This window comes from Aminobacter sp. 01T433 (assembly GCF_056398585.1).
Map to the genome: position 1 here is coordinate 86,996 of NZ_JBFTPR010000016.1, position 22,864 is coordinate 109,859.

The 22,864-nt window shown below is 62.1% G+C and carries 21 protein-coding genes; 5 read left to right on the forward strand and 16 right to left on the reverse strand.

The features are described from left to right. The first annotated feature begins 73 nt into the window (after positions 1–73). Positions 74–877, forward strand: coding sequence for an amino acid ABC transporter ATP-binding protein (locus tag AC1DLV_RS23655; protein ID WP_476802496.1), 804 nt, complete (start codon positions 74–76; stop codon positions 875–877). 10 nt (positions 878–887) lie between these two features. Continuing rightward, positions 888–1,964: a tartrate dehydrogenase gene (locus tag AC1DLV_RS23660; protein WP_476802497.1), complete on the forward strand. Its 1,077-nt coding sequence runs from the start codon at positions 888–890 to the stop codon at positions 1,962–1,964. 9 nt (positions 1,965–1,973) lie between these two features. On the opposite strand, the gene mnhG is transcribed toward AC1DLV_RS23660, so the two are convergent. From mnhG to AC1DLV_RS23690, 6 genes are read right to left on the reverse strand one after another with little or no spacing between them, the layout of a single operon-like run. Then, the gene (mnhG, locus tag AC1DLV_RS23665) at positions 1,974–2,360 is read right to left on the reverse strand and encodes a monovalent cation/H(+) antiporter subunit G (protein WP_476802498.1); all 387 of its coding nucleotides are present in this window, start codon (positions 2,358–2,360) and stop codon (positions 1,974–1,976) included. After that, a complete protein-coding gene (locus tag AC1DLV_RS23670; protein ID WP_476784422.1) occupies positions 2,357–2,638 on the reverse strand; it encodes a K+/H+ antiporter subunit F in 282 nt (93 codons plus the stop codon). The genes mnhG and AC1DLV_RS23670 overlap by 4 nt, the downstream gene beginning before the upstream one ends. Continuing rightward, complete coding sequence (locus AC1DLV_RS23675; RefSeq protein ID WP_476802499.1) at positions 2,635–3,120, reverse strand: Na+/H+ antiporter subunit E; 486 nt, start codon at positions 3,118–3,120, stop codon at positions 2,635–2,637. The genes AC1DLV_RS23670 and AC1DLV_RS23675 overlap by 4 nt, the downstream gene beginning before the upstream one ends. Beyond that, positions 3,117–4,760, reverse strand: coding sequence for a monovalent cation/H+ antiporter subunit D (locus AC1DLV_RS23680; protein ID WP_476802500.1), 1,644 nt, complete (start codon positions 4,758–4,760; stop codon positions 3,117–3,119). The genes AC1DLV_RS23675 and AC1DLV_RS23680 overlap by 4 nt, the downstream gene beginning before the upstream one ends. Continuing rightward, the gene (locus AC1DLV_RS23685; RefSeq protein ID WP_476802501.1) at positions 4,760–5,098 is read right to left on the reverse strand and encodes a Na+/H+ antiporter subunit C; all 339 of its coding nucleotides are present in this window, start codon (positions 5,096–5,098) and stop codon (positions 4,760–4,762) included. The genes AC1DLV_RS23680 and AC1DLV_RS23685 overlap by 1 nt, the downstream gene beginning before the upstream one ends. Further along, positions 5,098–8,019, reverse strand: a complete 2,922-nt coding sequence (locus AC1DLV_RS23690) for a monovalent cation/H+ antiporter subunit A (protein ID WP_476802502.1) — start codon at positions 8,017–8,019, stop codon at positions 5,098–5,100. The genes AC1DLV_RS23685 and AC1DLV_RS23690 overlap by 1 nt, the downstream gene beginning before the upstream one ends. 91 nt (positions 8,020–8,110) lie before the next feature. Here AC1DLV_RS23690 and AC1DLV_RS23695 point away from each other — a divergent pair, with 91 nt between their 5' ends. Continuing rightward, on the forward strand, positions 8,111–8,407 hold the full coding sequence (locus tag AC1DLV_RS23695) for a helix-turn-helix domain-containing protein (RefSeq protein WP_476802503.1): 297 nt from the start codon (positions 8,111–8,113) through the stop codon (positions 8,405–8,407). Positions 8,408–8,445: 38 nt separating this feature from the next. On the opposite strand, the gene AC1DLV_RS23700 is transcribed toward AC1DLV_RS23695, so the two are convergent. Genes AC1DLV_RS23700 through AC1DLV_RS23725 form a run of 6 tightly spaced genes read right to left on the reverse strand, consistent with a single transcriptional unit; the run spans position 8,446 to position 15,857 of the window. Next, positions 8,446–10,377 (reverse strand): CocE/NonD family hydrolase, encoded by a 1,932-nt coding sequence (locus AC1DLV_RS23700; protein WP_476802504.1) that lies wholly within the window; start codon positions 10,375–10,377, stop codon positions 8,446–8,448. 7 nt (positions 10,378–10,384) lie between these two features. Further along, a complete protein-coding gene (locus tag AC1DLV_RS23705) occupies positions 10,385–11,959 on the reverse strand; it encodes an ABC transporter substrate-binding protein (RefSeq protein ID WP_476802505.1) in 1,575 nt (524 codons plus the stop codon). Between the two features lie 20 nt (positions 11,960–11,979). Continuing rightward, positions 11,980–13,017, reverse strand: a complete 1,038-nt coding sequence (locus AC1DLV_RS23710; protein ID WP_476802506.1) for an ABC transporter ATP-binding protein — start codon at positions 13,015–13,017, stop codon at positions 11,980–11,982. After that, positions 13,014–13,979, reverse strand: coding sequence for an ABC transporter ATP-binding protein (locus AC1DLV_RS23715; RefSeq protein ID WP_476802507.1), 966 nt, complete (start codon positions 13,977–13,979; stop codon positions 13,014–13,016). The genes AC1DLV_RS23710 and AC1DLV_RS23715 overlap by 4 nt, the downstream gene beginning before the upstream one ends. 1 nt (position 13,980) lies before the next feature. Further along, positions 13,981–14,886: an ABC transporter permease gene (locus AC1DLV_RS23720; protein WP_476802508.1), complete on the reverse strand. Its 906-nt coding sequence runs from the start codon at positions 14,884–14,886 to the stop codon at positions 13,981–13,983. Beyond that, positions 14,883–15,857 carry an ABC transporter permease gene (locus AC1DLV_RS23725; RefSeq protein ID WP_476802509.1) on the reverse strand — a complete coding sequence of 325 codons (975 nt, stop codon included), beginning with the start codon at positions 15,855–15,857 and terminating at the stop codon, positions 14,883–14,885. Before AC1DLV_RS23725 ends, AC1DLV_RS23720 begins: the two co-directional genes overlap by 4 nt. Positions 15,858–16,066: 209 nt before the next feature. Between AC1DLV_RS23725 and AC1DLV_RS23730 the strand changes: the two genes are divergently transcribed. Beyond that, positions 16,067–16,978 carry a LysR family transcriptional regulator gene (locus AC1DLV_RS23730; RefSeq protein WP_476802510.1) on the forward strand — a complete coding sequence of 304 codons (912 nt, stop codon included), beginning with the start codon at positions 16,067–16,069 and terminating at the stop codon, positions 16,976–16,978. A gap of 47 nt (positions 16,979–17,025) precedes the next feature. Here AC1DLV_RS23730 and AC1DLV_RS23735 read toward each other — a convergent pair whose 3' ends face one another. From AC1DLV_RS23735 to AC1DLV_RS23750, 4 genes are all read right to left on the reverse strand, one after another. Continuing rightward, complete coding sequence (locus tag AC1DLV_RS23735; RefSeq protein ID WP_476802511.1) at positions 17,026–17,184, reverse strand: hypothetical protein; 159 nt, start codon at positions 17,182–17,184, stop codon at positions 17,026–17,028. 177 nt (positions 17,185–17,361) lie between these two features. Beyond that, entirely contained in the window at positions 17,362–17,754 is a 393-nt protein-coding gene (locus AC1DLV_RS23740) for a hypothetical protein (RefSeq protein ID WP_476802512.1), read from the reverse strand. 69 nt (positions 17,755–17,823) lie between these two features. Continuing rightward, a complete protein-coding gene (gene groL, locus AC1DLV_RS23745; RefSeq protein ID WP_476802513.1) occupies positions 17,824–19,449 on the reverse strand; it encodes a chaperonin GroEL in 1,626 nt (541 codons plus the stop codon). Positions 19,450–19,489: 40 nt separating this feature from the next. Further along, the gene (locus AC1DLV_RS23750) at positions 19,490–19,804 is read right to left on the reverse strand and encodes a co-chaperone GroES (protein WP_476802514.1); all 315 of its coding nucleotides are present in this window, start codon (positions 19,802–19,804) and stop codon (positions 19,490–19,492) included. Between the two features lie 426 nt (positions 19,805–20,230). Here AC1DLV_RS23750 and mprF point away from each other — a divergent pair, with 426 nt between their 5' ends. Then, positions 20,231–22,840 carry a bifunctional lysylphosphatidylglycerol flippase/synthetase MprF gene (gene mprF, locus AC1DLV_RS23755; RefSeq protein WP_476802515.1) on the forward strand — a complete coding sequence of 870 codons (2,610 nt, stop codon included), beginning with the start codon at positions 20,231–20,233 and terminating at the stop codon, positions 22,838–22,840. The last annotated feature ends 24 nt before the right edge of the window (positions 22,841–22,864 follow it).

The window sequence follows — 22,864 nt, forward strand, 5'->3', positions numbered from 1 at the left end:
TCGCGAAAGCCTGCTCTCTCCGGCGCAACGATACTGCGCCGGAGTGAGCCTAGAGAATATCGAGGAGGTTTGAATGGCTGCGGAAAATAAGGTGAGGGCTGACGATCTGGAGGTCGATCGGGCCAAGATGCACATCTCGGACACGGATGTGGCGATCGACATTGTCGGCATGCACAAATGGTATGGCGAGTTCAATGTGCTGAAAGACATCAACCTCAAGGTCATGCGCGGCGAGCGCATCGTCATCTGCGGCCCGTCGGGCTCGGGCAAGTCGACGATGATCCGCTGCATCAACCGGCTGGAAGAACACCAGAAGGGCAAGATCATTGTCGATGGCAAGGAGCTGACCAACGATCTCAAAAAGATCGACGAGGTCCGCCGCGAAGTCGGCATGGTGTTCCAGCACTTCAACCTGTTCCCGCATCTGACCATCCTGGAAAACTGCACGCTGGCGCCGATCTGGGTGCGCAAGACGCCCAAGAAGCAGGCCGAGGAGCAGGCGATGCACTTCCTGCGCCGGGTCAAGATCCCTGAGCAGGCCAACAAATATCCCGGCCAGCTGTCGGGCGGCCAGCAGCAGCGCGTGGCGATCGCGCGCTCGCTGTGCATGAACCCGCGCATCATGCTGTTTGACGAGCCGACCTCGGCACTTGATCCTGAAATGATCAAGGAAGTGCTCGAGACCATGGTTGGCCTCGCCGAAGAGGGCATGACCATGCTGTGCGTGACCCACGAGATGGGCTTTGCCCGCAAGGTCGCCAACCGCGTCATCTTCATGGATCAGGGCCAGATCGTCGAGGAGAACACGCCGGGCGAGTTCTTCGACCATCCGCGCCACGAGCGCACCAAGCTGTTCCTCAGCCAGATCCTGCATTAGGCGACATCAAATGAGCGACAACACATTGAAAATCGCGGTCATCGCCGGTGACGGCATCGGCAAGGAAGTGGTGCCCGAGGGTCTGCGGGTGCTTCAGGCAGCAGCGTCGAAGTTCAAGATCGACATCGGCTTTGACACCTTCGACTTTGCCTCATGCGACTACTACCTCAAGCATGGCACCATGCTGCCGGCCGACTGGAAAGCCCAGATCGGCGGGCACGACGCCATCTTCTTCGGCGCGGTCGGCTGGCCGGATACGGTGCCGGACCATGTCTCGCTGTGGGGCTCGCTGTTGCAGTTCCGGCGCGAGTTCGACCAGTATGTCAATCTGCGTCCGGTCAGGCTGATGCCCGGCGTGTCTTCGCCGCTGGCGGGCCGCAAGCCGGGCGACATCGACTTCTACATCGTGCGCGAAAACACCGAAGGCGAATACTCGTCCATCGGCGGCAGGATGTTCCCCGGCACCGAGCGCGAGGTGGTCATCCAGGAAACTGTGATGAGCCGCATCGGCGTCGACCGGATCCTGCGCTACGCCTTCGAACTGGCCAAGCGGCGCGACGCCAAGCACCTGACCTCGGCGACCAAGTCGAACGGCATCTCGATCACCATGCCCTATTGGGACGAGCGGGTGGAGGAGATGGCGAAGAGCTATCCCGAAGTGCGCTGGGACAAGTACCACATCGATATTCTCGCGGCCCAGTTCGTGCTCAACCCGGACCGCTTCGACGTTGTCGTCGCGTCCAATCTGTTCGGCGACATTCTCTCCGACCTCGGCCCGGCATGCACGGGCACGATCGGCATCGCGCCTTCCGGCAATATCAATCCGGAGCGGGAATTCCCGTCATTGTTCGAGCCGGTGCACGGCTCGGCGCCTGACATTGCCGGCAAGGGCATCGCCAATCCGGTCGGTCAGATATGGACCGGTGCGATGATGCTTGAGCATCTCGGTCACCGCGAGGCGGCCGACGCCATCGTCAGGGCCATTGAGGAAGTGCTCGCAAACGAGACCCTGCGCACCCGCGACCTTGGCGGCAAAGCCGACACCGTCGCATGCGGCAAGGCGATCGCCGACGCGGTGGCGGCTTAACCCAGGCCATCACTCCGATGGTTTGGTGACATCGTCCTCAGGTTCCGCAATTGAGTCGAATTGCGGAACTCCCGGTTTGCCTTCGGTACGGTCGCGATAAAGCGCTGCGCGGGCCAGAAGCATCAAGGTGACAGGCGTGGTCACGACCACGAAGATGGTGATCAGCACTTCATGCAGGACGGGCCGGGACTGCAGCACGGAAAAACAGATGATCGATGCGATCAGGATCGCGCCTGCACCCCATGTCGTTCCAAGCGTGGGCGCGTGCACGCGCTCATAGAAGCTTTGAAACCGCACAAGCCCGATTGCCCCCAGCAGCGTCAGCCCTGATCCCAAGACCAGGAAGAAGGCAACGAGCAGGGCGGCCCAGGCCGGAAGATCGGCGGCGTGGCTCATTCGATCACCTCGCCGCGCATCAGGAATTTGGCGAGCGCCACGGTGGAAACAAAGCCCAAAAGTGCAATCACCAGGGCTGCTTCGAAATAGGTGGTCGTGCCAGTGCGGATGCCGAATGTCAGCAGCAACAGCATCGCCGCCACATAAAGCGCGTCGAGGCCAAGCACCCGGTCCTGGGCGCGGGGGCCGCGAACGAGGCGCCACACCGCGCAGGCCATGGCGGCGACAAGCAGCATCTGCGACAGCGTAACGGCCAGGATGAAAATGACGCTGCTCATTCGAAAATCTCCATCAACAGGCGCTCGTAGCGCTGCTTGATCGTGTCGATCCATTCCTGCTCGTCGACCAGGTCGAGCACATGGATCAACAGCTTGCCATTGGCGGAATGGTATTCGAGCCATGCGGTACCAGGGGTGCTGGTGACAATGCAGGCGAGCACGGCCAAGCCGGTGCGGTCGCGCAACTCAAGCGGGATGGTGACGAAGCCCGAGGTCCGTTGACTGCGCCGTCCCTTCAAGATGATGCCGGCGACCGCGATGTTGGAACGGCAGATGTCGATGAAGACCACCCACAGAAGCTGCGGGATCTTGTCCCAGCGCCGGATCCTTGGCTTGGCGGGCTGAAGGGCGGCCATGGCTTGCGATGCACCAAAAGCGATGACGCTGCCCAGGACCAGGTGGCCAAGGGAGAATTTGTTGAGCAGCAGCCACATGACCAGCAGCGATACCGTCAGCACAGGATAAGGCAGCCAGCGTGTCATTTGGCCTCCGAGCTCTTGGGGCCGGGCAGACTGGGTGCCGACATGACATCTGAAATGTAGCTCTTTGGATCATGAAGCGACCGTGCGGTGGCATCCATATAGGCCATCACCTTGCCACCCTGGACGCTCAGCCCCAGGCACAGGACGAGGAGGAAGGCGACGGGCGCGAATTCCATGACCAGCACGCGCGGCACCGTGCCTTCGATCGGCGCCCAGAAAGTGCGGATGCCGGCGCGTGTCATGGCGATCATCGCTGCCAGGCCCGACAGAATAAGCAGGGCCACGAACGCCCATGTCGTTACCGAAATCTCTCCGCCGCTCGCGCCAAGTCCGTCAGGATTGAACAGCGCTGTCAGCATGGCGAATTTTGCAATGAAGCCGGAAAGCGGTGGCAGGCCGGCCAAAAGCAGGGCGCAGCCGGTGAAGCAGATGCCTAGGATCACAAGCGTGGCGGGAATGGCGACGCCGACTTCTTCTTCGACCTCTTCTTCGTCCATGTCATCGCCATAGGCTTCCATGGTGACGGCCAGAACGTCGGCTGCCGGGTCCTGGGCGCGTTCGACCAGTTCGATGAGCAGGAAGAAGGCGGCAATCGTCAACGTCGAGCTGACCAAGTAAAACAGCGCGCCCGAGGTGACCGAGACATTGGACATGCCGATGGCCGCCAGCAGCGTACCCGACGACACCAGCACATAGGAGCCGGCAAGGCGCCCCATGGCCTGCGAGGCCAAGACGCCGATGGCGCCGAAGGCGATGGTGGCCATGCCGCCATAGAGCAGCCAGGGCTCGCCGAAGCCAGCGGAGGCGCCGGCATCCACGCCGAACAACAGCAGCGAAAGGCGCAGCAGGATATAGATGCCGACCTTGCTCAGCATGGCAAAGATCGCGGCTACCGGAGCGGAAGCGGCGCTATAGGCGGTGGGCAGCCAGAAGCCGAGCGGCCACATGCCCGCCTTTATCAGAAAAGCGATGCCGAGGATCGCAGCACCAGCCTCCAGAAGCATACGGTCGTCGGCGCTGACCATGGGAATGCGCAGGGCGAGGTCGGCCATGTTGAGCGTGCCGGTGACCCCGTAGATCAGGCTGACGCCGATGAGGAACAGCGATGCGCCAGCAAGATTGATGACGACGTAGTGCAGGCCCGCCTTGACCCTAAGCGATCCCGATCCATGCAGGATCAGGCCGTAGGATGCGGCCAGGAACACTTCGAAGAAAACGAAGAGATTGAACAGGTCGCCGGTGAGGAAGGCGCCGTTCAATCCCATCAGCAGGAACTGGAACAGGGTGTGGAAATGCGGTCCACTCTTGTGCCAGCGGGCGAGCGAGAAGGTCAGTGCCGCTATCGCCAGAACCGATGTCAGCACCAGCATCAGCGCTGACAGACGGTCGAGCACCAAGACGATGCCGAAGGGCGCCTTCCAGTTGCCGAGCAGATAGACCTTGGATGCTGCTACGCCCGCGTCCGATGTGGTGTCGGCAACGGTCATGAGCGTTATTGCGATGACCAGCAGGGCCAGCGTCGAAAACAGGCTGACCAGCGCCTTGAAGGAATGGCGGCGCTCGTCGACCAGCAGCAGGAAAGCCCCTGTGACCAGGGGCAACAGGATCGGTGCAATCACCAGGTGGCTCGCCCACGCCATCAGTTGGGCTCCCGACCGTCGACGTGGTCACTGCCGGTGAGGCCGCGCGAAACCAGCAACAAGACCAGAAACAGGGCTGTGGTGGCGAAGCCGATGACGATGGCGGTCAAGACCAGCGCCTGCGGGATCGGATCGGTATAGTCGGTGGGATTGATAGCGCCGGATGCCAGCACGGGGGCTGCGTTGATCTGCAGCCTGCCCATCGAAAAGATGAAGAGGTTGACGCCATAGGCGATGAGCGAGAGCCCGATGATGACCTGATAGGTGCGCGGCCTCAGCAAGAGCCAGACGCCTGAGCCGACAAAGACCCCAATTCCGATAGCCAGGATCAGTTCCATCAGGCGGTCTCCTCGTCTGCGGCAGCCACGGTGCGGACGATGCGATGCCGGCGGATCGACTGGTGGGCAAGCGCGATCAGCATCAGCACGGTGGCGCCGACCACCAGCGAGAAGACGCCGAGATCAAAGAATATGGCGCTGGCCAGCGGTATCTCTCCGATCAGCGGCAGGTCGACATACCGCGCGTGCGAGGTCAGGAAGGGATAGCCGAACAGCCAGGACCCGGCGCCGGTCAGTGCCGAAACGAGCAGGCCAAGGCCGATCCACCTGACCGGAAGAACCCGGAGCCGGTCCTCGACCCATTTGGTTCCCGCCGCCATGTATTGCAGGATGAAGGCCGCGGCCATGGCGATACCGGCGGCAAAGCCGCCGCCGGGCAGGTCGTGGCCGCGGAAGAACAGATAGGCAGCGAACATGATGATGACAGGAAACATCCATTGCATGATCACGGCCGGGATCATCAGATAGTCGATGATCGTCTCGCCGGTCTCGCGATCGGGCTGGGCCTCGTCGAAGGCGGTCTGGATGCGCTGCTGTTCGGGTGAATCGACGCTGTCGGAGGCAGGACGGAAGCGGCGCAGCAAGGCAAACACCGTCAGCGCCACGATTGCGAGCACAGTGATTTCGCCGAACGTGTCGAAGCCGCGGAAGTCGACCAGGATGACGTTGACGACATTGCGCCCGCCGCCTTCGCTATAGGCTTTTTCCAGGAAGTAGTCGGCGATCGTGGGCGGGGCCGCGCGCGTCATCACCGCATAGGCAATCAACGTCACGCCGGCGCCGACGCAAACCGCAATCGCAAGATCGCGGAAGCGGCGCAGGCGCGCGCCCACGACGGCGGCAGCGGTGGCGTGGCCGTCTTCGACGCGCTGGGGAAGCCAGCGCAGGCCAAGCAGGATGAGCACGGTGGTCACGATTTCGACCAGCAGCTGGGTGATGGCGAGGTCGGGCGCAGAAAGCCACACGAAGGTGATGCAGGTGACAAGCCCGGCACCCGACAGGAGCATGAGGGCGGCAAGGCGATGGAACTTTGCCTGATAGGCCGCACCGAGGGCGCAAACGATGCCAAGTACCCAGACACCGGCAAAGACCGGATCAGCACCCGTCAAGGTGAATCGGCCGGACGCGAAGCCGAGGCTGTAGAGCGGCCACAGTGCGGCAATGAAAGCCACTGTCACCAACAGGCGGAGCTGCGGCTGAAGCCGGCGCGCTCCGAGGCGGTAGTCGACAAAGCGCGCCCAACGCCACGAGACGGTGACCATGGCGCGCTCGAAGATGCGCTGGCCTTTGAGACGGCGGAAGAAAGGAGGGCCTTCCTCGCAATGCGCAAGGTAGTTCTTGATGCACAGATAGAGGATGACACCGGCAACAAGCGCGAAGACGCTCATCAGCAAGGGCAGGTTGAAGCCGTGCCAGATGGCCAGACTGTATTCGGGCGTACGCTCGCCGAGCACGGAGGTGACGGCGGTGTGCAGGAATGGTCCGATCGTCAGGGCAGGAATGGTTCCGACGAGCAAGCAGGCGACAACCAGGAGCAGGATCGGAAACCGCATCAGGAATGGCGGCTCGTGCGGCACATTGGGCAGGTCTGCGGGCGGCGGGCCGAAAAACACGCCGTGGATGAAGCGGAGTGAGTAGGTGACGGCGAACGTACTTGCCAGCACGGCGACATAAGGTGCGGCGGTATCGAGCACCGAGATCGCATGGGTTTCGATCGCCTCGGCGAAGAACATTTCCTTGGACAGGAAGCCGTTGAGCAGGGGAACGCCTGCCATGGCGGCACTTGCCACCATGGCGAGCGTGGCCGTGATCGGCATGAACCGGAAAAGCCCGCTCAGCCGACGGATGTCACGTGTGCCGCATTCGTGGTCGATGATGCCGGCGGCCATGAACAGCGATGCCTTGAAAGTGGCGTGGTTGACCATGTGGAAGATGGCGGCGACAGCGCCCAGCGGGCTGCCCAGGCTGAGCAGCAGCGTGATCAGGCCCAGGTGACTGATCGTCGAATAGGCGAGCAGGCCTTTGATATCCTGCTGGAAAATGGCGAAATACGCTCCCAGCGCAAGCGACATCATTCCGCAAAAGCCGAGGATCCAGAACCATTCGGTGGAACCGGCCAGCACCGGCCACAGCCGCGCCATCAGGAACACGCCGGCCTTCACCATCGTTGCCGAATGCAGATAGGCCGACACAGGCGTGGGAGCCGCCATGGCGTTCGGCAGCCAGAAGTGGAACGGGAACTGGGCGCTCTTGGTCAAGGTGCCCAGCAAGATGAGCACAAGTGCGGGCACATAGAGATCGTGCGAGCGGATGAGATCGCCCGAGGCGAGCACGCGGTCGAGGTCGTAGCTGCCGACGATGTGGCCAATGAGTAGGACGCCGGCGAGAAGCCCCAGGCCGCCAATGCCGGTGATGGTCAAGGCCATGCGCGCGCCATCGCGGGCATTGGCGTTGTGGTGCCAATAGCCGATGAGCAGGAACGAAAAGACGCTGGTCAGCTCCCAGAACACCACCAGCAGGATGAGGTTGCCTGAAAGCACGACGCCGAGCATCGCGCCCATGAAAGCCAGGAAGAACGAAAAGAACCTTGGAACCGGGTCGTCGGGTGACATGTAGTAGCGGGCATACAGCACTACGAGAAACCCGATGCCGCTGATCATCATGGCAAACAGCCAGGCGAAGCCGTCCATGCGTAGGGACAGGTTGAGCCCAAGCGTAGGGATCCACTCGATGGTGCTGCGAATGGCACCGCCGCCAGCGACAGCCGGATAACTGGCAGATGCCAGCAACAGCGTTACGAGCGTTGTGGCCCCGGCCAGCCAGGCTTCGGCATTACGTGCATTGGTAGGCAACAGGGCAGCAATGGCGCTTCCCACGAAAGGCAAGACGATCATCCATATCAATGATGTTCCGTCTGTCATTCTTCGTGGGCACTCATCTGGGTGGTGGGAACTATTGCGTGATCTCGCCCATTATGGTTGACTCTGTAGTGATCCGGCAAGGCTTCATTCGATGAATTTACTTCCTGAGCAATGCAGGGCCGCGCGCGGCCTGCTCAACTGGACGCAGGAACAGCTGGCAGCGCTCGCCGGCGTGTCGCGCAGCACGATCAAGGATTTCGAATGCCATCGCCATGCCTTGCATCGCACGACCGAGAATTTGCTGGTCGATGCGCTGACGCAAGGCGGGGTACTCTTGCTTTCCTCCGAAAATGAAGGACCTGGCGTCCGCCTGAAACAGCATGGGTCAATGACAAAGCAGCCTAGGTCAAAGGCGGTCGTGGTGGATACGCTTGTGAGCGAAGGGTGACGTGACCTTGGTGACGAAAAGCCGCGGGATCGTACGGCTTAGGCTTCGACCAGCCCCTGCAGCATAGCTGCTGGAAGTGTCCTCAAACTGACGCGCGAGGCTCGTTCCTGGTCACAATAGACCATGTTGCGGGCAACACGCTTGGCGCGGCCCCGACCTTCCGGGGCACCGGTGTTGGGATTGACGTCGAACTTCGGAAAGTTGCTCGAGGATATATCGAGGCGAAGCCTGTGGCCCTTCTTAAACAGATTGGCCGTGGCGAAGGGTTCGATGGTGATGCGCATCACTTCGCCCGGCACGCAAGGTTTTGGCGTGTCGAAGCCATCGCGGTAGCGGCAGCGGAAAATGCCGTCCGTCAGGATCATGGCAAAGCCGGTCGGGTAATCCTCGCTTGGGGGATAGACGTCGATCAGCTTAGCGGTGAAGTCCGTGTCCAGCCCATCGGTAGCGGCAAACAGTTCGACAGTCACCGGGCCAATGACGGCGGTGTCTTCAGCGAATGGCTCGGTCTCGAAAGCCAGCACGTCAAGCCGTGCCGAAAGCGGCAGATTGGTGTCCTCGCAGCCGAAGAACCGAGCTTGCTCGCGCTGGTCGAAACCACCGCCTTCAAATACCGGCTGGCCGCTGGTTAATGCGCCGCCGATCGTCGGCACCGGGTTCTTCGGATCGAAGTCATAAACGAACGGGGCCGTGCCGGGGGCAGGGGCCTCTGCCGACAGGCTGCCATCTTCGTGCAGGTTCAGCACGGTTTCCTCTGAGGCTGGCAGGGGCCAATCGGGCGCGGCGATCCAGCGCCCGCCATGATCGAGACGGCCTTCGCTGGTCTTGCGGCCCGACCCACCGCCCATCAGGAACAGGCGGGCGCGGGGCTCTGTCTCAACACCGTTGTCGACGCCCTTCATCCAGCGGTCGAACCAGCGTCGGCGGAATTCCAGCCAGCTCTCGGTGACATTGCCGCCCAAGGGCGCTGCGGCGCCGAACTCGACATCGCCGGCGAAGCTGGCGTTGCGGTTGCCGTGCAGATTGGGACCCATGAGCAGCGCCATGGGACGGTCCCGGTCGCGCGCCAGGCCTTCATAGTTTTCGAAGGTGGTCTTGACGTACGCGTCGTACCAGCTCGACAACAGCGCGACCGGCACGTTCGGGAATGTATCGTAGCTTTCGGCGGCATAGATGCCGGGCTGTTTCCAGTAGTCGTCAAAGGTGCCGTGCCGCCACTGCTCGAGCAGATAGTCCTCGTATTCGGGCACCCAGCGCACCGGCGAACGCCCCTCGGACCAGGGCATGGCGTTGAACCAGCTTCTGACATCCTCAGCTTCCAGCGCGCGCAGCAGGTTTGGGTCCTGCTTGGCCGTAATGCTCTCGCGGGCATTGTTGTAGGCCCAGGTCGCCTGCTTCAATTCAAACGCGCCGCCCTGGCGAATGCCGCAGGTAAAGGCGTTGGAGAAGCCACCGGAATCCAGCACCATGGCAGCGAGGCCGGGCGGGTTGAGGCAGGCCAGCGCCATTTGCGTGTGCGCTGCGTAAGAAAGGCCCATCGTGCCGATTTTGCCGTTCGACCAGCTTTGCTCGACGATCCAGGCAAGCGTGTCGTAGCCGTCTGGGCCTTCGGCGAGGTATTTGGTGAACTCGCCTTCCGAGCCATAGCGGCCACGGCAATCCTGATAGATCACGATATAGCCGTGAGCGACGAAGTGGCTGGCGACCTCGGCCCGTGTCATCGGCCTTGTCATGCCGAGTTCGATTTCCGAACGCGAGCGCTCGCCCTTGCCGTAGGCGGTCCGCTCCAGGATGACGGGCAGGGCGTCTTGCGACACCCCGCCATCATTTGCCGGACGATAGATGTCGGCAGCGAGCCTGACACCGTCGCGCATCGCCACCATCACATCGCGGTGGACCACGACGCCGGGGCTCACCGGCTCGGCTGCGGGCAAGGATGCGACATCCATCGTTTCGGCTGCTGCTTGCATGACTGCCTTACTTCGCCGTGTGGGCATAGGTGGCGAGCGTGTCTTCGCCCTTTGAAGGGGTGAAGGCGATGCCGTCGCGGCTAGCCCAGGTGACCACCGGCCAGTACAGCGGCATGATGGCGACGTCGCCGAAAGCGATGTCGGCAGCTTCGGCGAGCAGCGTATTGCGCTTGTCGACGTCGAATTCGGCCAAGGCTTCCTTCATCTTGGCGTCGTAGGCAGGATTGGAATAGCGCGCCCGGTTGAACGAGCCGGTGCCAGCCTCCTTGTCGAACGTCATCAGCACATTGGTCATGCCAGGTGCCGAAGACGGGGTCGTGGTGCCGAAGGAGAAGACGAAGGCCGAGAATTCCTGCTTGCCGGCCGCTGCGACATAGACGCTGTAGGGTTGCGTGACGACGCCGTTGACCTTGAGACCGCCACGCGCAAACAGCTGGCCGAGCGCCTGGCCGACATCGGAGTCGCCGGCGAAACGGTCGTTGGACGAATGCACGGTGATGCCGAAGCCATCGGGATAACCAGCCTCGGCAAGCAGAGCCTTGGCGCCGGCGAGATCGATTGCTTCCGGCTTGAGATTGGCCGAGTAGCCGCCGATGCCTTCGGGCACGAGCTGGCCGGCGGCAGCACCTGCACCCGACAGGATGCGATCGATCAGGAGCTGGCGGTCGACCATCTTCGACATCGCCTGGCGCACGCGTGCATCCTTGAGCGGGCTCGGCGTCAGCTTGGCGCCTGCCTTGTCGGTAACGAACGGGCTTTCGTCGCGCGCCGTATCGAGCGCGAGATAGACGATGCGTGCCGAGGGCGTCGAATGCAGGGCGATGCCCTTGACGCTCTTCAGCGCTGCGACGTCGGCTGGCGGTACGGCGTCGATCAGGTCGACCGCGCCGGAACGAAGCGCTGCCACGCGGGCGGCATTATTGGAGATCGTACGGAAGGTGACCTTCTCGAACTCCGGCTTGTCGCCCCAGAAGTCGTCGTTGCGCTGAAGCACGAGGCGGTCGCCTGGCACCCATTCGACAAACTTGTAGGGGCCGGTGCCGATGGTCGCCGCACCGCTGTTGAAGTCCGCGATGCCTTTGCCTTCGGAGGCCTTCTTGGAAACGATGTAGACCATGCCCGCCAGTTCCATGAACTGTGGCGTCGGCTTCTTGGTGGTGAAGCGGATGGTGGTCGGATCGACGATCTCCATCTTGGCGATGGGACCGACATTGGCGGTGAACGGTGCCGGGCTCTTTTCAATCGTCGACACGCGCTCAAGCGAATAGACCACGTCCTCGGCGGTCAGCGGCGAGCCGTCATGGAACTTGACGCCTTGGCGCAGTTTCACTTCCCAGGTCAGCGGATCGGTATTCTTCCAGGATTCGGCCAGGTTCGGCTTGATCTGCAGGTTTTCGTCCTGCTCGACCAGGCGCCCGAAAATATGCTGGGCGGCATTCTGGTTGTTGCCGGTGCGCGAGAATTGCGGGTCGATTGCCGAAGGCTCGGCGGAAATGCCCACGGTGAGGTCGGCAGCATATGCAGCCGTGGAAAGGCTGCTGGCCAAAAGCAAGGCTGCGAAGGTCGAACGGATGATCTGCATGGTCGTGTTCCCTTTTCTGTTCATGCAATGGCGGTTGTTGGGGCAGGGGACGAAGCCGCCTTGCCCGGCAAATCGTTGAGGTGGCAGGCGCTGACATGGCCCGACGCGATCTCGCGCAAGATCGGCCGCTCGACGCGGCAGCGATCGAAGGCGTGCGGGCAGCGCGGATGGAAATGGCAGCCTGAAGGCGGATGAAGCGGCGAGGGGATTTCGCCTTTCACCGGATTGAACTGCCGCTTGCGTTGCTTGATCGTCGGCACCTCGGAAAGAAGTGCGATCGTGTAGGGATGGTTTGGCGCGGCGAAAAAGGCGTCCGCTGGCGCGCTTTCGACGATGCGGCCGAGATACATGATCGCGACGCGGTCGGAGATGTGTTTGACCACGCCAAGATCGTGGCTGATGAACAGGTAGGTGAGGCCGAGCTCCTGCTTGAGCTCCATGAACAGATTGAGGATCTGCGCCTGGATCGAAACATCGAGCGCCGACACCGATTCATCGCAGATGATGAAGCGCGGCTTCACCGCCAGCGCACGCGCGATACCGATGCGCTGGCGCTGTCCGCCAGAAAACTGGTGCGGGTAGCGGTTGAGGTAGGACGGGTCGAGGCCGACACGCAACATCAGCGCGGTCACCATCTCGGCAGCGTCGCCACGCGCCACCATGCCGTGGGCGACGGGCGCTTCGCCGATGATGTCGAGGATCGTCTTGCGCGGATTGAGCGAAGACATCGGATCCTGGAAGATCATCTGCGAGGCTAGCCGCGCAGCCTTTGCCTCCGAGCGCGGCAGCGCCGACATGTCTTTGCCTTCCCAGCTCATGACACCGTCGGACTGCGGCAGGATGCCAGCCATGATGCGGCCAAGCGTCGACTTGCCGCAGCCGGATTCGCCAACAAGGCCAACAACTTCGCCGGGGTTGATCTTCAGCGAGACGCCATCGACGGCATGAACGACGCGCTCTTCGACATTGGCGCCGAGAAAGCGTGCAAGCCGTTCGGCGTAATCGAGCCCGCGCGTGAAACGTTTGGAGATGGTGGTGGCTTCGACAAGAGGCGTCATGCTGCCCTCGCGATCTGCGGGTGGAAACAGCGCCAGCGGTGGCCGTCGACTGCGGTTTCTTCTGGCTCGGCTTCGCAAGCTGCGGTGGCTGCAAAGCAGCGCAGGCGGAACGGACAGCCCGCGGGCCGCCCGAGCGGTGGTGGCGCCATGCCGGGAATGGGCGTCAGCGGCTCGCCGCGCTCGAGATTGGCCGGAACCGAACGCATCAGCCCGATCGTGTAGGGATGGACCGGGTTGTCGAGCACGGTATCGGTCTCGCCAGTCTCGACAATCCTGCCGGCGTACATCACCGCGATCCTGTGGGCGAGGCCGGCGACGACGCCAAGATCATGGCTGATCCAGATCAGCGACATGCCGAAGTCGCGGCTCAGCCCCTGGATCACCGCGAGGATCTGCGATTGGATGGTGACGTCGAGCGCAGTGGTCGGCTCGTCGGCGATGATGAGTTCCGGCCGGTGCAGCAGTGCTATGGCGATGGCGACCCGCTGGCGCATGCCGCCGGAGAACTGATGCGGATAGGCGGCGAGCCGCTCGTCGGGCGAGGGGATGCCGACAAGGCCGAGCGCCTCAACCGCGCGGGTCCGCGCCTCGGCCTTGGACACCTTGTCATGGGCCCGCACGGTCTCGACCATCTGGGTCTCGATCGACAACACCGGATTGAGCGTCATCATTGGGTCCTGGAAGATCATGGCGATCTTCTTGCCCCTCAGCGTCCGCATCTCGCTTTGTGAACGGCCGACAAGGTCTTGGCCGTGGAACAGGATCTTGCCGCTGGCGACGCGGCCGGGCGGATCGACAAGCCCCAGGATCGAAAAGCCGGTGATCGACTTGCCGGAACCGGACTCGCCGACCAGACCGAGGATTTCGCCACGGCCGACTTCAAAGGACACGCCGTCCACCGCCTTGGCGACGCCAGCCCGGGTGAAGAAATAGGTGCAGAGATTTTCAACCTTCAGCGTCATCTCAGCGCTCCGAAAGACGGGGGTTGAGCACTTCACGCAAGCGGTCGCCGACGATGTTGATGCTGAAGACAAGCGCTAGCAGCAGAAGGCCGGGATAAACGGATATCCAGTATTGGCCCGACAGCAGCGTCTGGTAGCCATTGGCGATCAACAGGCCGAGCGATGGCTCGGTGATCGGCAGGCCGATGCCGAGGAAGGACAATGTCGCTTCGGCCGATATGGCGTTGGCCACTTGCAGCGTTCCGATGACGATGATCGGCGGCAGGCAGTTGGGCAGCATGTGGCCAAACAGGATGCGCGGCTTGGAAAGGCCAAGCGAGGCGGCTGCTTCGACATATTCCTTGCCGCGTTCGATCAGGGCAGCGGCGCGCACGGCACGGGCAAACTGTGCCCACTGCACGATGACCAGTGCCAGCACCACCTTCCACACGCCTTGGCCAAGCAGGGCGAGCAGCATGAGTGCCACCAGGATGGTGGGGAAGCCGAGCATCAGGTCGACAAGGCGCATGATCAGCGTGTCGATGCGGCCGCCATAATAGGCCGCGGTGAGGCCAAGTGCGGTGCCGAGGGCAAGTGCGATGACACCGGAAAACAAGCCGACGCCCATCGATGTGCGCAGGCCGTAGACCATCGCCGAGAACATGTCGCGGCCCTGGCCGTCGGTGCCGAGCCAATAGGTTGTGCCCGACATGCTCTCCGACATCGGCGGCAGGCGCGCGTCGAAAAAGTCGATCGCGGCGAGATCATATGGATTTTGCGGTACAAGCGACGGGCCGAAGATGGCGGTTGCGATCAGGATCAGGCAGACCGCAAGCGCGATCGTCGCCTTGGGGCTGCCGAGGATGCCGCGCAGCGAACGCGCCCAAAACGACTGGCTTTCCTGGAAACGGTGGCTGAGCGCGGTCATTGTGTGTCGCTCAGGCGGATGCGCGGATCGAGCATCGAATAGACGATGTCGACGGCGAGGTTGATGAAGATGAACATGGTGACGACGACCAGCAGGTAGGCAACGACCACGGGCCGGTCGAGCACGGTGATGGAATCGATCAGAAGCTTGCCGATGCCGGGCCAGGCGAAGATTGTCTCGGTCACCACCGCAAAGGCGATGAGCGAGCCGAACTCCATGCCGACCACGGTGACGATCGGGATGAGGATGTTCTTCATGACATGGACCGAAATGATGCGGCGCTCGGACAGGCCCTTGGCGCGGGCGAATTTGATGAAGTCGAGCGGCATCGTTTCACGCACGCCGGTACGGGTCAGCCGGATCACCAGCGATAGCTGGAACAAGGCGAGGTTGGTCGCCGGCAAAATGAGGTGAGCGAACCCGTCCCATGTCGCCAGGGACGTGGTGATGCCGAAAATCTCGCCGGTCTCGCCACGTCCTGAGGAGGGCAGCCAGCCGAGCCAGACCGAAAAGATCATGATCAGCATCATGCCTTGCCAGAAATTCGGCAGGCTGAAACCGAGGATCGAGCCGGTCATGATCGTTTCATCAGCGACCGTACGCGGCTTGAGCCCGGCGATAAGGCCAAGCGGTATGCCGAGCACGAGCGCTATGGTCAGCGCGACGAATGAAAGTTCCAGCGTCGCCGGCAGCCGCTGGAAGATCAGGCTGATCGCTGGCTGGTTGAAGACGAAGGAGCGTCCGAAATCGCCGTGCAGCGCGTTGACAAGGAAGGTGCCGTATTGCGCGATCAACGGTCGGTCGAGCCCAAGAGCGCGGATCGCCGCCTCGCGTTCGGCGAAGCTGGCGTCGGCCGGGATCAGGATATCGACCGGATTGCCGATGGCGTAGACGCCGACGAAAACCAGAACCGACGTCAGGAATACGACGAACAGGCTTTGGCTGAAGCGCCGGATGATGAAGATCGTCATCGCGCGGTGGCTCCTTGCGTGGCTTGCCTGAAAGGGCTGCGCCCGGTCATCACGTGAATGCTCTCCTCCCGGTGGCAGTTGTTGACTGCCTGTTGTCGTGCGACGTAGCAGCGAGGGCGGGAGGCGCGCAATCTTATGAGTTTTGTGCATTACTCGATGCAAAAAGGGCGCCGGCGCAGATCCGTTGCCTTGGCGAATAGGGGCGCGGGATGAATCTCAAGCAACTGGAAGTGTTCCGCGCGGTGATGCAGACCGGATCGACCATTGGCGCATCGGGCGTGCTCGCTTTGTCGCAGTCGGCGATCAGCAGGCAATTGAGCAGCCTGGAAGAGGAGATCGGCTTCGAGCTTTTCCGCCGCGAAAAGGGCAGGCTGGTTCCAAAGCCGGAGGCGACCGCACTGCTGCAGGAGGTCGGCGAGCTTTCGGACGTGTTGGCGCGGCTGAAGCGCCGGACCGACGAACTCAGCGCCGGGCGCTCGGGCCGGACGCTGATCAAGATGGGGTTTCCGCACTCGCTGACCACCACGCTCTTGCCAAGGCTGGTCGCCGATTTTCTTGCCACCCAGGACCAGGTCAGCATCGAGCTGGTGGCTGGGCCCTACGATACGATCGAACGCGCGGTAATGGGGCGCAGCGTCGATTTCGGCTTTGTCCGGCTGCCCACCGAGGATCGCGGTCTGGTGACGATGCCGCTGGTGTCGAGTGGGCAATTGTGCGTTTTGCCGACCGGCCATCCGCTGGCCTCGCGCGAAACCATCAGTGCTGACGATCTGTCGGGTACCGATCTGGTGCTGCTTGGACGGCTGAGATCAAGTCGCGAGGACATCGAAGAGCGGCTGCGGCGCGCCCAAGGCGCGGTGCGCTGCCGGGTCGAAGCCCATTCGGTCGAGGCCAGCGTCGCGCTGGTCGCCGAAGGCATCGGCGTTTCGATCATCCCCGCGCTGATCGGCAGCCTGCTGAAATCAGATCGCGTCGTGATGCGCCCATTCTCGCCCCCTTTGTGGAGCGACTACGGCGTAGCTACGCTGCGCGACGCCCCGCTGTCCAGGCCGATGCTGATGTTCATCGCCATGCTGAAAGAGCGGCTGGTTGGCGACGGCGTGCTGACCAAGGCGATCTGAGTCCACCATTGCCGGGCAACCGGTTGCGGACTGTCAGCAGCTCAAGCTCATTGTGGTTGCTCGTCTTCGATCGCTTGCTCATTGCGGCGGTCGTCGTCGCTCTTGATTCTTCTGTGTTTCTCGGCTGCGGCCCTGCGGATGAAGTCGAAGCGGTTTTCATCGCTTTCTGCCGGCAATGGGTCGTTCTTCTTTGAGAATTTGATCATGGTCGAAATCCTTCTCTGCTGAAGCCGAGACGCCCGCCAGGATATTTCCAGGCGGCGGCAGCATGTCGTTCGAGAGGAAAAGCGCACCGTCGGCGGGTTGGAGTGGCGGTCAAACGCGGCACTGGAAACGAGGACACTCGCGCCGGAACTGGCCGTTCCGGCGCGAGATGGAATCGCTTAGGCCGCGAGTGCGGTGGCGCAGCCAATCGAGGCGCGCCGGTCAGGAGCGGTTTCTCCCGGCATGGTAGCCCAGCCGCCGGCCTCGACGAACTTCTGCCTATCGTAGCCGACTGTCTTGGCTTTCAGTTCGGTCAGCTTTGCCGCAGCATCGGGTGCTGCATTGAACCGCTCGACGCATATTGTCGAGGCGAGTTGACCACGCGCCACGTCGCCGGCTGTCGTTGCAAGCGTCTGCGAGGTGCCGCCGGTGACCCAGCCGCCCCAGCTGAAGCCGATGATCATCGTTGCGACGGCGGTGCCGACGCATGTCCAGACGAGCGTCGATTTGGACGGCTGGTAGTTCTCCCATCGTGCGGCGACGGACTGCTTCTGGTTGGTCTGCATGGCCATGTAACGCTCCTGGTTGATGGTGGGGAGTCACCATCCAGCCGCATGGCGGCCAGATGGTTCAGGCGTTGCTCAGTAACCCATTCCAGCTGGGTTGCCGCCGTTGGATGCTTCCTTCGCCGGAATGTCGGAGATCATGGCTTCGGCGGTGATTAGCAGTGCGGCGATCGAGCCGGCGTCCTGCAGGGCCGTGCGTACGACCTTGGCCGGATCGACGATGCCGGCCTTGATCATATCGACATAGGTTTCGGTCTGCGCATTGAAGCCCAGATCGGCATCCTCGCTGTCCATCAGTTTGCCGACGACGACGGAGCCTTCGACACCGGCATTCTCGGCGATTTGCCGGATCGGCGCCTCGAGCGCCTTGAGCACAATCGAAATGCCAGCGGTCACATCGGCATTGGCGCCGACAAGCGTTTTCAGCACGGTCTTGGCGCGCAGCAGGGCCACGCCGCCGCCGGCAACAATGCCTTCTTCAACGGCAGCCCGGGTGGCGTTCAGCGCGTCGTCGATGCGGTCCTTCTTTTCCTTGACCTCGGTCTCGGTCGCGCCGCCGACACGGATGACGGCAACGCCGCCGGCGAGCTTGGCCAGGCGTTCCTGCAGCTTTTCCTTGTCGTAGTCGGAAGTGGTTTCTTCGATCTGCATCTTCAACTGCGCGACCCGCGCGGCAATGCCCGCCTTGTCGCCGGAGCCGTCGATGATCGTGGTCGTGTCCTTGTCGATGAGCACGCGCTTTGCCCGGCCGAGCATGTCGATGGTGACATTTTCGAGCTTGATACCGAGATCCTCCGAGACCATTTGGCCGGCGGTCAGGATCGCGATGTCTTCCAGCATCGCCTTGCGGCGGTCGCCGAAGCCTGGCGCCTTGACGGCGGCGACCTTCAGACCGCCACGCAGCTTGTTGACGACAAGCGTTGCAAGCGCTTCGCCTTCGACGTCCTCGGCAATGATCAAAAGCGGCTTGCCGCTTTGCACCACGGCCTCCAGGATCGGCAGTATCGCCTGGAGATTGCCGAGCTTCTTTTCGTGAATGAGGATGTAGGGGTCCTCCAGCTCGGCACGCATCTTGTCGGTGTTGGTGACGAAATAGGGGCTGAGGTAGCCACGGTCGAACTGCATTCCCTCTACGACGTCGAGTTCGGTCTCGGCGGTCTTGGCTTCCTCGACAGTGATGACGCCTTCATTGCCGACCTTTTCCATCGCCTTGGCGATCATGTCACCGACGGTGGCGTCGCCGTTGGCGGCGATCGTGCCGACCTGGGCGATCTCGTCGGACGACTTGACCTTCTTGGAGCGCGCTTGGACGTCCTTGACGACGGCCGCGACCGCAAGGTCGATGCCGCGCTTGAGATCCATCGGGTTCATGCCGGCTGCAACCAGCTTGGCGCCCTCACGCAGGATGGAGGCGGCGAGCACGGTTGCGGTGGTGGTGCCGTCACCGGCGAGGTCGTTGGTCTTCGAGGCCACTTCGCGCACCATCTGCGCGCCCATGTTCTCGAATTTGTCTGAAAGCTCGATCTCCTTGGCGACGGTGACGCCGTCTTTGGTGATGCGCGGCGGGCCATAGGCGCGATCGATGATGACATTGCGGCCTTTCGGGCCGAGCGTCACCTTGACGGCGTTGTTGAGGAGTTCGACGCCGCGCAGCATGCGGTCGCGGGCATCGGTGGAGAATTTGATTTCCTTGGCAGACATGATTTTTCGTCCAGTTCGTTCTTGAGACCGCGGAGCCTGATCAGGCCGCTTTTTTGGCCGCTTCGCTATTGTCGACGATGCCCATGATGTCGGTCTCCTTCATGATCAGGAGATCGGCGCCGTCGATCTTGACCTCGATGCCCGACCATTTGCCGAACAGCACGGTGTCGCCTGCCTTGACGTCAAGCGGGATCAGCTTGCCGCTTTCGTCGCGCGAGCCCGGTCCTACTGCAACCACTTCGCCCTGCTGGGGCTTTTCCTTGGCATTGTCGGGAATGATGATGCCACCTTTGGATTTGAGATCGCCTTCGGCGCGTCGGATAACGACGCGGTCGTGAAGTGGTCGGAATTTCATGGGGATTCTTTCTGCAGTCGGCGCGTAGGGGACCGCATTCCCTGTGTACACCTTTTGGCACTCGAATAACAGGAGTGCTAAAAATAATTCTGCGCTGCATTGAAGTATTCAAAAAAAGAGGAGCGCGTTATTTTTCTGAGAAATCATGCAAAGATAAACAGGTATGAAAAAGTTGATTTCATCACGATAAAGGTGACTTAAAAATATTTATAGAAAATTCTTCAGCGATACGAGTAGAATTGCAAACCTTCTGGAGGGCGCCATGCACCAGCCAGAAACCCGCCCCATTACCTCGCAGCGGAACATGACGAAGAGTTAAGGTTCGCGGTTGATTGCAGGGTGAAATCCGCCGCAGAATTGCCCTTATCGCGTCGCCTCTTCGCGCCTCGCCGACGCGTTCCGCGCAGCGAATTGAATGGCGACAGCATGGACAAGCTTACGACCGAAGATCTCGACATGCAGCCGGAGCGCGGCAAGCTGTTCTCTTGGCAACGTCGATCGGCCGTCGCCCTGCCGCTTGCTGGCGTCGCCGTCGCGATCTTTGCATTTTGGGTGCTGAGCCAGCACATCAATGCGATTTCGCTCGCGGAAATTCAGGATGATCTGCGCAGCTTCCCGCTTGAACCGCTGTTGCTGGCGGTCTTGTTCACCATCATCAGCTTCGCTGCTGTCGCGTTCTATGACGTCGTGGCCGTCGAAACGATTGCCCCTGGCCGCATCCCGCGTCGCGTGTCCGTGCTTGCTGGTGCCGCCGGCTACGCGATCTCCAACGCGCTTGGTTTTTCGCTGCTGACGGGCGGTGCGCTGCGCTACCGCGTCTATGCCGCCCAAGGCATCGAACTTGCCGATATCGGCCGCATCGTGGGCACCTCGTGGTTTGCGATCTGGTTTGCCTTCGCCATCATGGCAGCGATCGCGATGGTCGCCGAACCGGGCCAGATCCCATGGCTCGCGACGCTCGGGCCCGAACTGGATCTCGCCATCGGCGTCGTCGTCCTGCTTGGCATCGCCGTGCTCGTCGTCTGGCTATCGCGTGGCGAGCGAACCCTGGGGTTCGGCCGGATTTCGCTCCGGCTGCCGTCCTCGCGCGGCGCACTGGTGCAGATCGCAGCCGGGCTTATCGATCTGGCCGCTGCTGCTGCCTGCCTCTATGTGCTGCTTCCGGCGGGCAGTGTGGGAAGTTTCTCGGCCTTCATCCTCGTCTATGTCGTTGCCGTTATCCTCGGCATCGTCAGCCATGCGCCGGGCGGCATCGGCGCCTTTGAAGCTACAATCATCGCGGGCCTCGGTCTGGGCAACAATTCCGAAGCCCTTGCTGGACTGGTTGCCTACCGTATCGTCTACACGCTGCTGCCCTTTGCCGTTGCGGTGCTCGGCCTGGTCATCTCCGAAATCCACCGCCACCGTCACCGCCTCGCCGGTCCTGTCGGTGCCGCCTCGTTGCTGCTCGAGCCGCTGATTCCGCCGCTTTCGGCCGGCATCGCCTTCATCGGCGCGATGGTGATCCTGATTTCAGCACTGACGCCAAGCCTTGCCGAGCGCATCGACACATTGTCCGAATTCATCCCGCTGCCCTTCGTCGAAATGTCCCATCTCGGCGCGAGCTTCGTTGCCGTGGCGTTGCTGATCGTTGCCCGTGGACTTGTCAAAAGGCTGCGACGCGCCTGGCTAGCGGCAATGGTGCTCTTCATCAGCGGTGCCATCTTTTCCCTGGCCAAGGGCCTCGACTGGGAAGAAGCATTGGTGCTGTCGCTCATGACGTTGACACTGTTTGTCTTCCGCGACTCCTTCTACCGGCGCCCGCTGCGCAGTGACTTGCATCTCTCCTGGGGCTGGCTGGCCAGTGTCGGCACGACGATCTGCGCCTGCATATGGCTCGGCTTTTTCGCCTTCCGCCACGTCGAATACAGTAGTCAGCTCTGGTGGGAGTTCGCCTTCAACGGCGATGCCCCTCGCATGCTGCGTGCCAGCGTGGTCCTTGTCACGCTGCTTCTTGTTGTGCTTGCCGACACGCTCATCAACCGCCGTGTGCTGACGCTCGCGCCACTGGGAGGAGTGCCCGAAAGCGTGCCGGCGCTGGTCGCCGGGGCCCCGTCGACGGCGGCGGCATTGGCCCTGCTCGGCGACAAGCGCTTTCTCGTCGCACCCGGTGGCGAGGGCTTCGTGATGTACCAGCGCTCGGGCGGCAGCCTGATCTCGATGGGAGAGCCCATCGGCACCGAAGAGGCGGTGACCGCGCTGGCATGGGACTTCCACGAACTCGCCGACCGCTCGGGCCTGCGCACAGTGTTCTACGAAGTAGGCCCGCAGCGCCTGCCGATGTTCCTCGACATGGGGCTGGTCGCCTTGAAGCTTGGCGAGGTGGCGCGCGTCGATCTCGCCGAGTTCACGCTTGAAGGCGCCAAGCGTCAGCCGCTGCGCTATGCCGACCGCCGCGCGGAGAAGGATGGCCTGACTTTCGAGATCGTTGCGAAGGCGGACGTGCCTGGCATTATTGATCAGTTGCGGGCGGTCTCCGACGAATGGCTGCGGCTGAAATCTGGTAGCGAAAAACGCTTTTCGCTCGGCTTTTTCGATGCCGAGTATCTGAGCCAGTTCGACGTCGCGGTGCTGAAGCGCGGCGATCGCATTGTCGCCTTCGCCAATTTGTGGCGGAGCGGCGAGCGCAACGAGGTTGCCGTTGATCTGATGCGCTACCGGCAGGACGACTGCAAGGTCATGATGGATGCCCTTTTCACCAAGATCATGATGGTGGCGAAGGCCGAGGGCTATCGCTGGTTCAATCTCGGGGTCGCGCCCTTGTCCGGGCTGACCGACCACCGCGTCGCCTCGCGCTGGAACCGTTTCGGGTCGCTGATGTACCAGAAGGGCCAGAACCTCTATCGTTTCGACGGCCTGCGTGCCTTCAAGGACAAGTTCGATCCGGTGTGGACCGCCAACTACCTCATCTGCCCGCCAGCGCTTGATACACCCAAGGCACTTCTCGACGTCACCACCCTGATCAGTGGCCGGCCTCTCATAGGCAAGCGCAAATAGGCGGCAAAATGTTCATTTCATGCG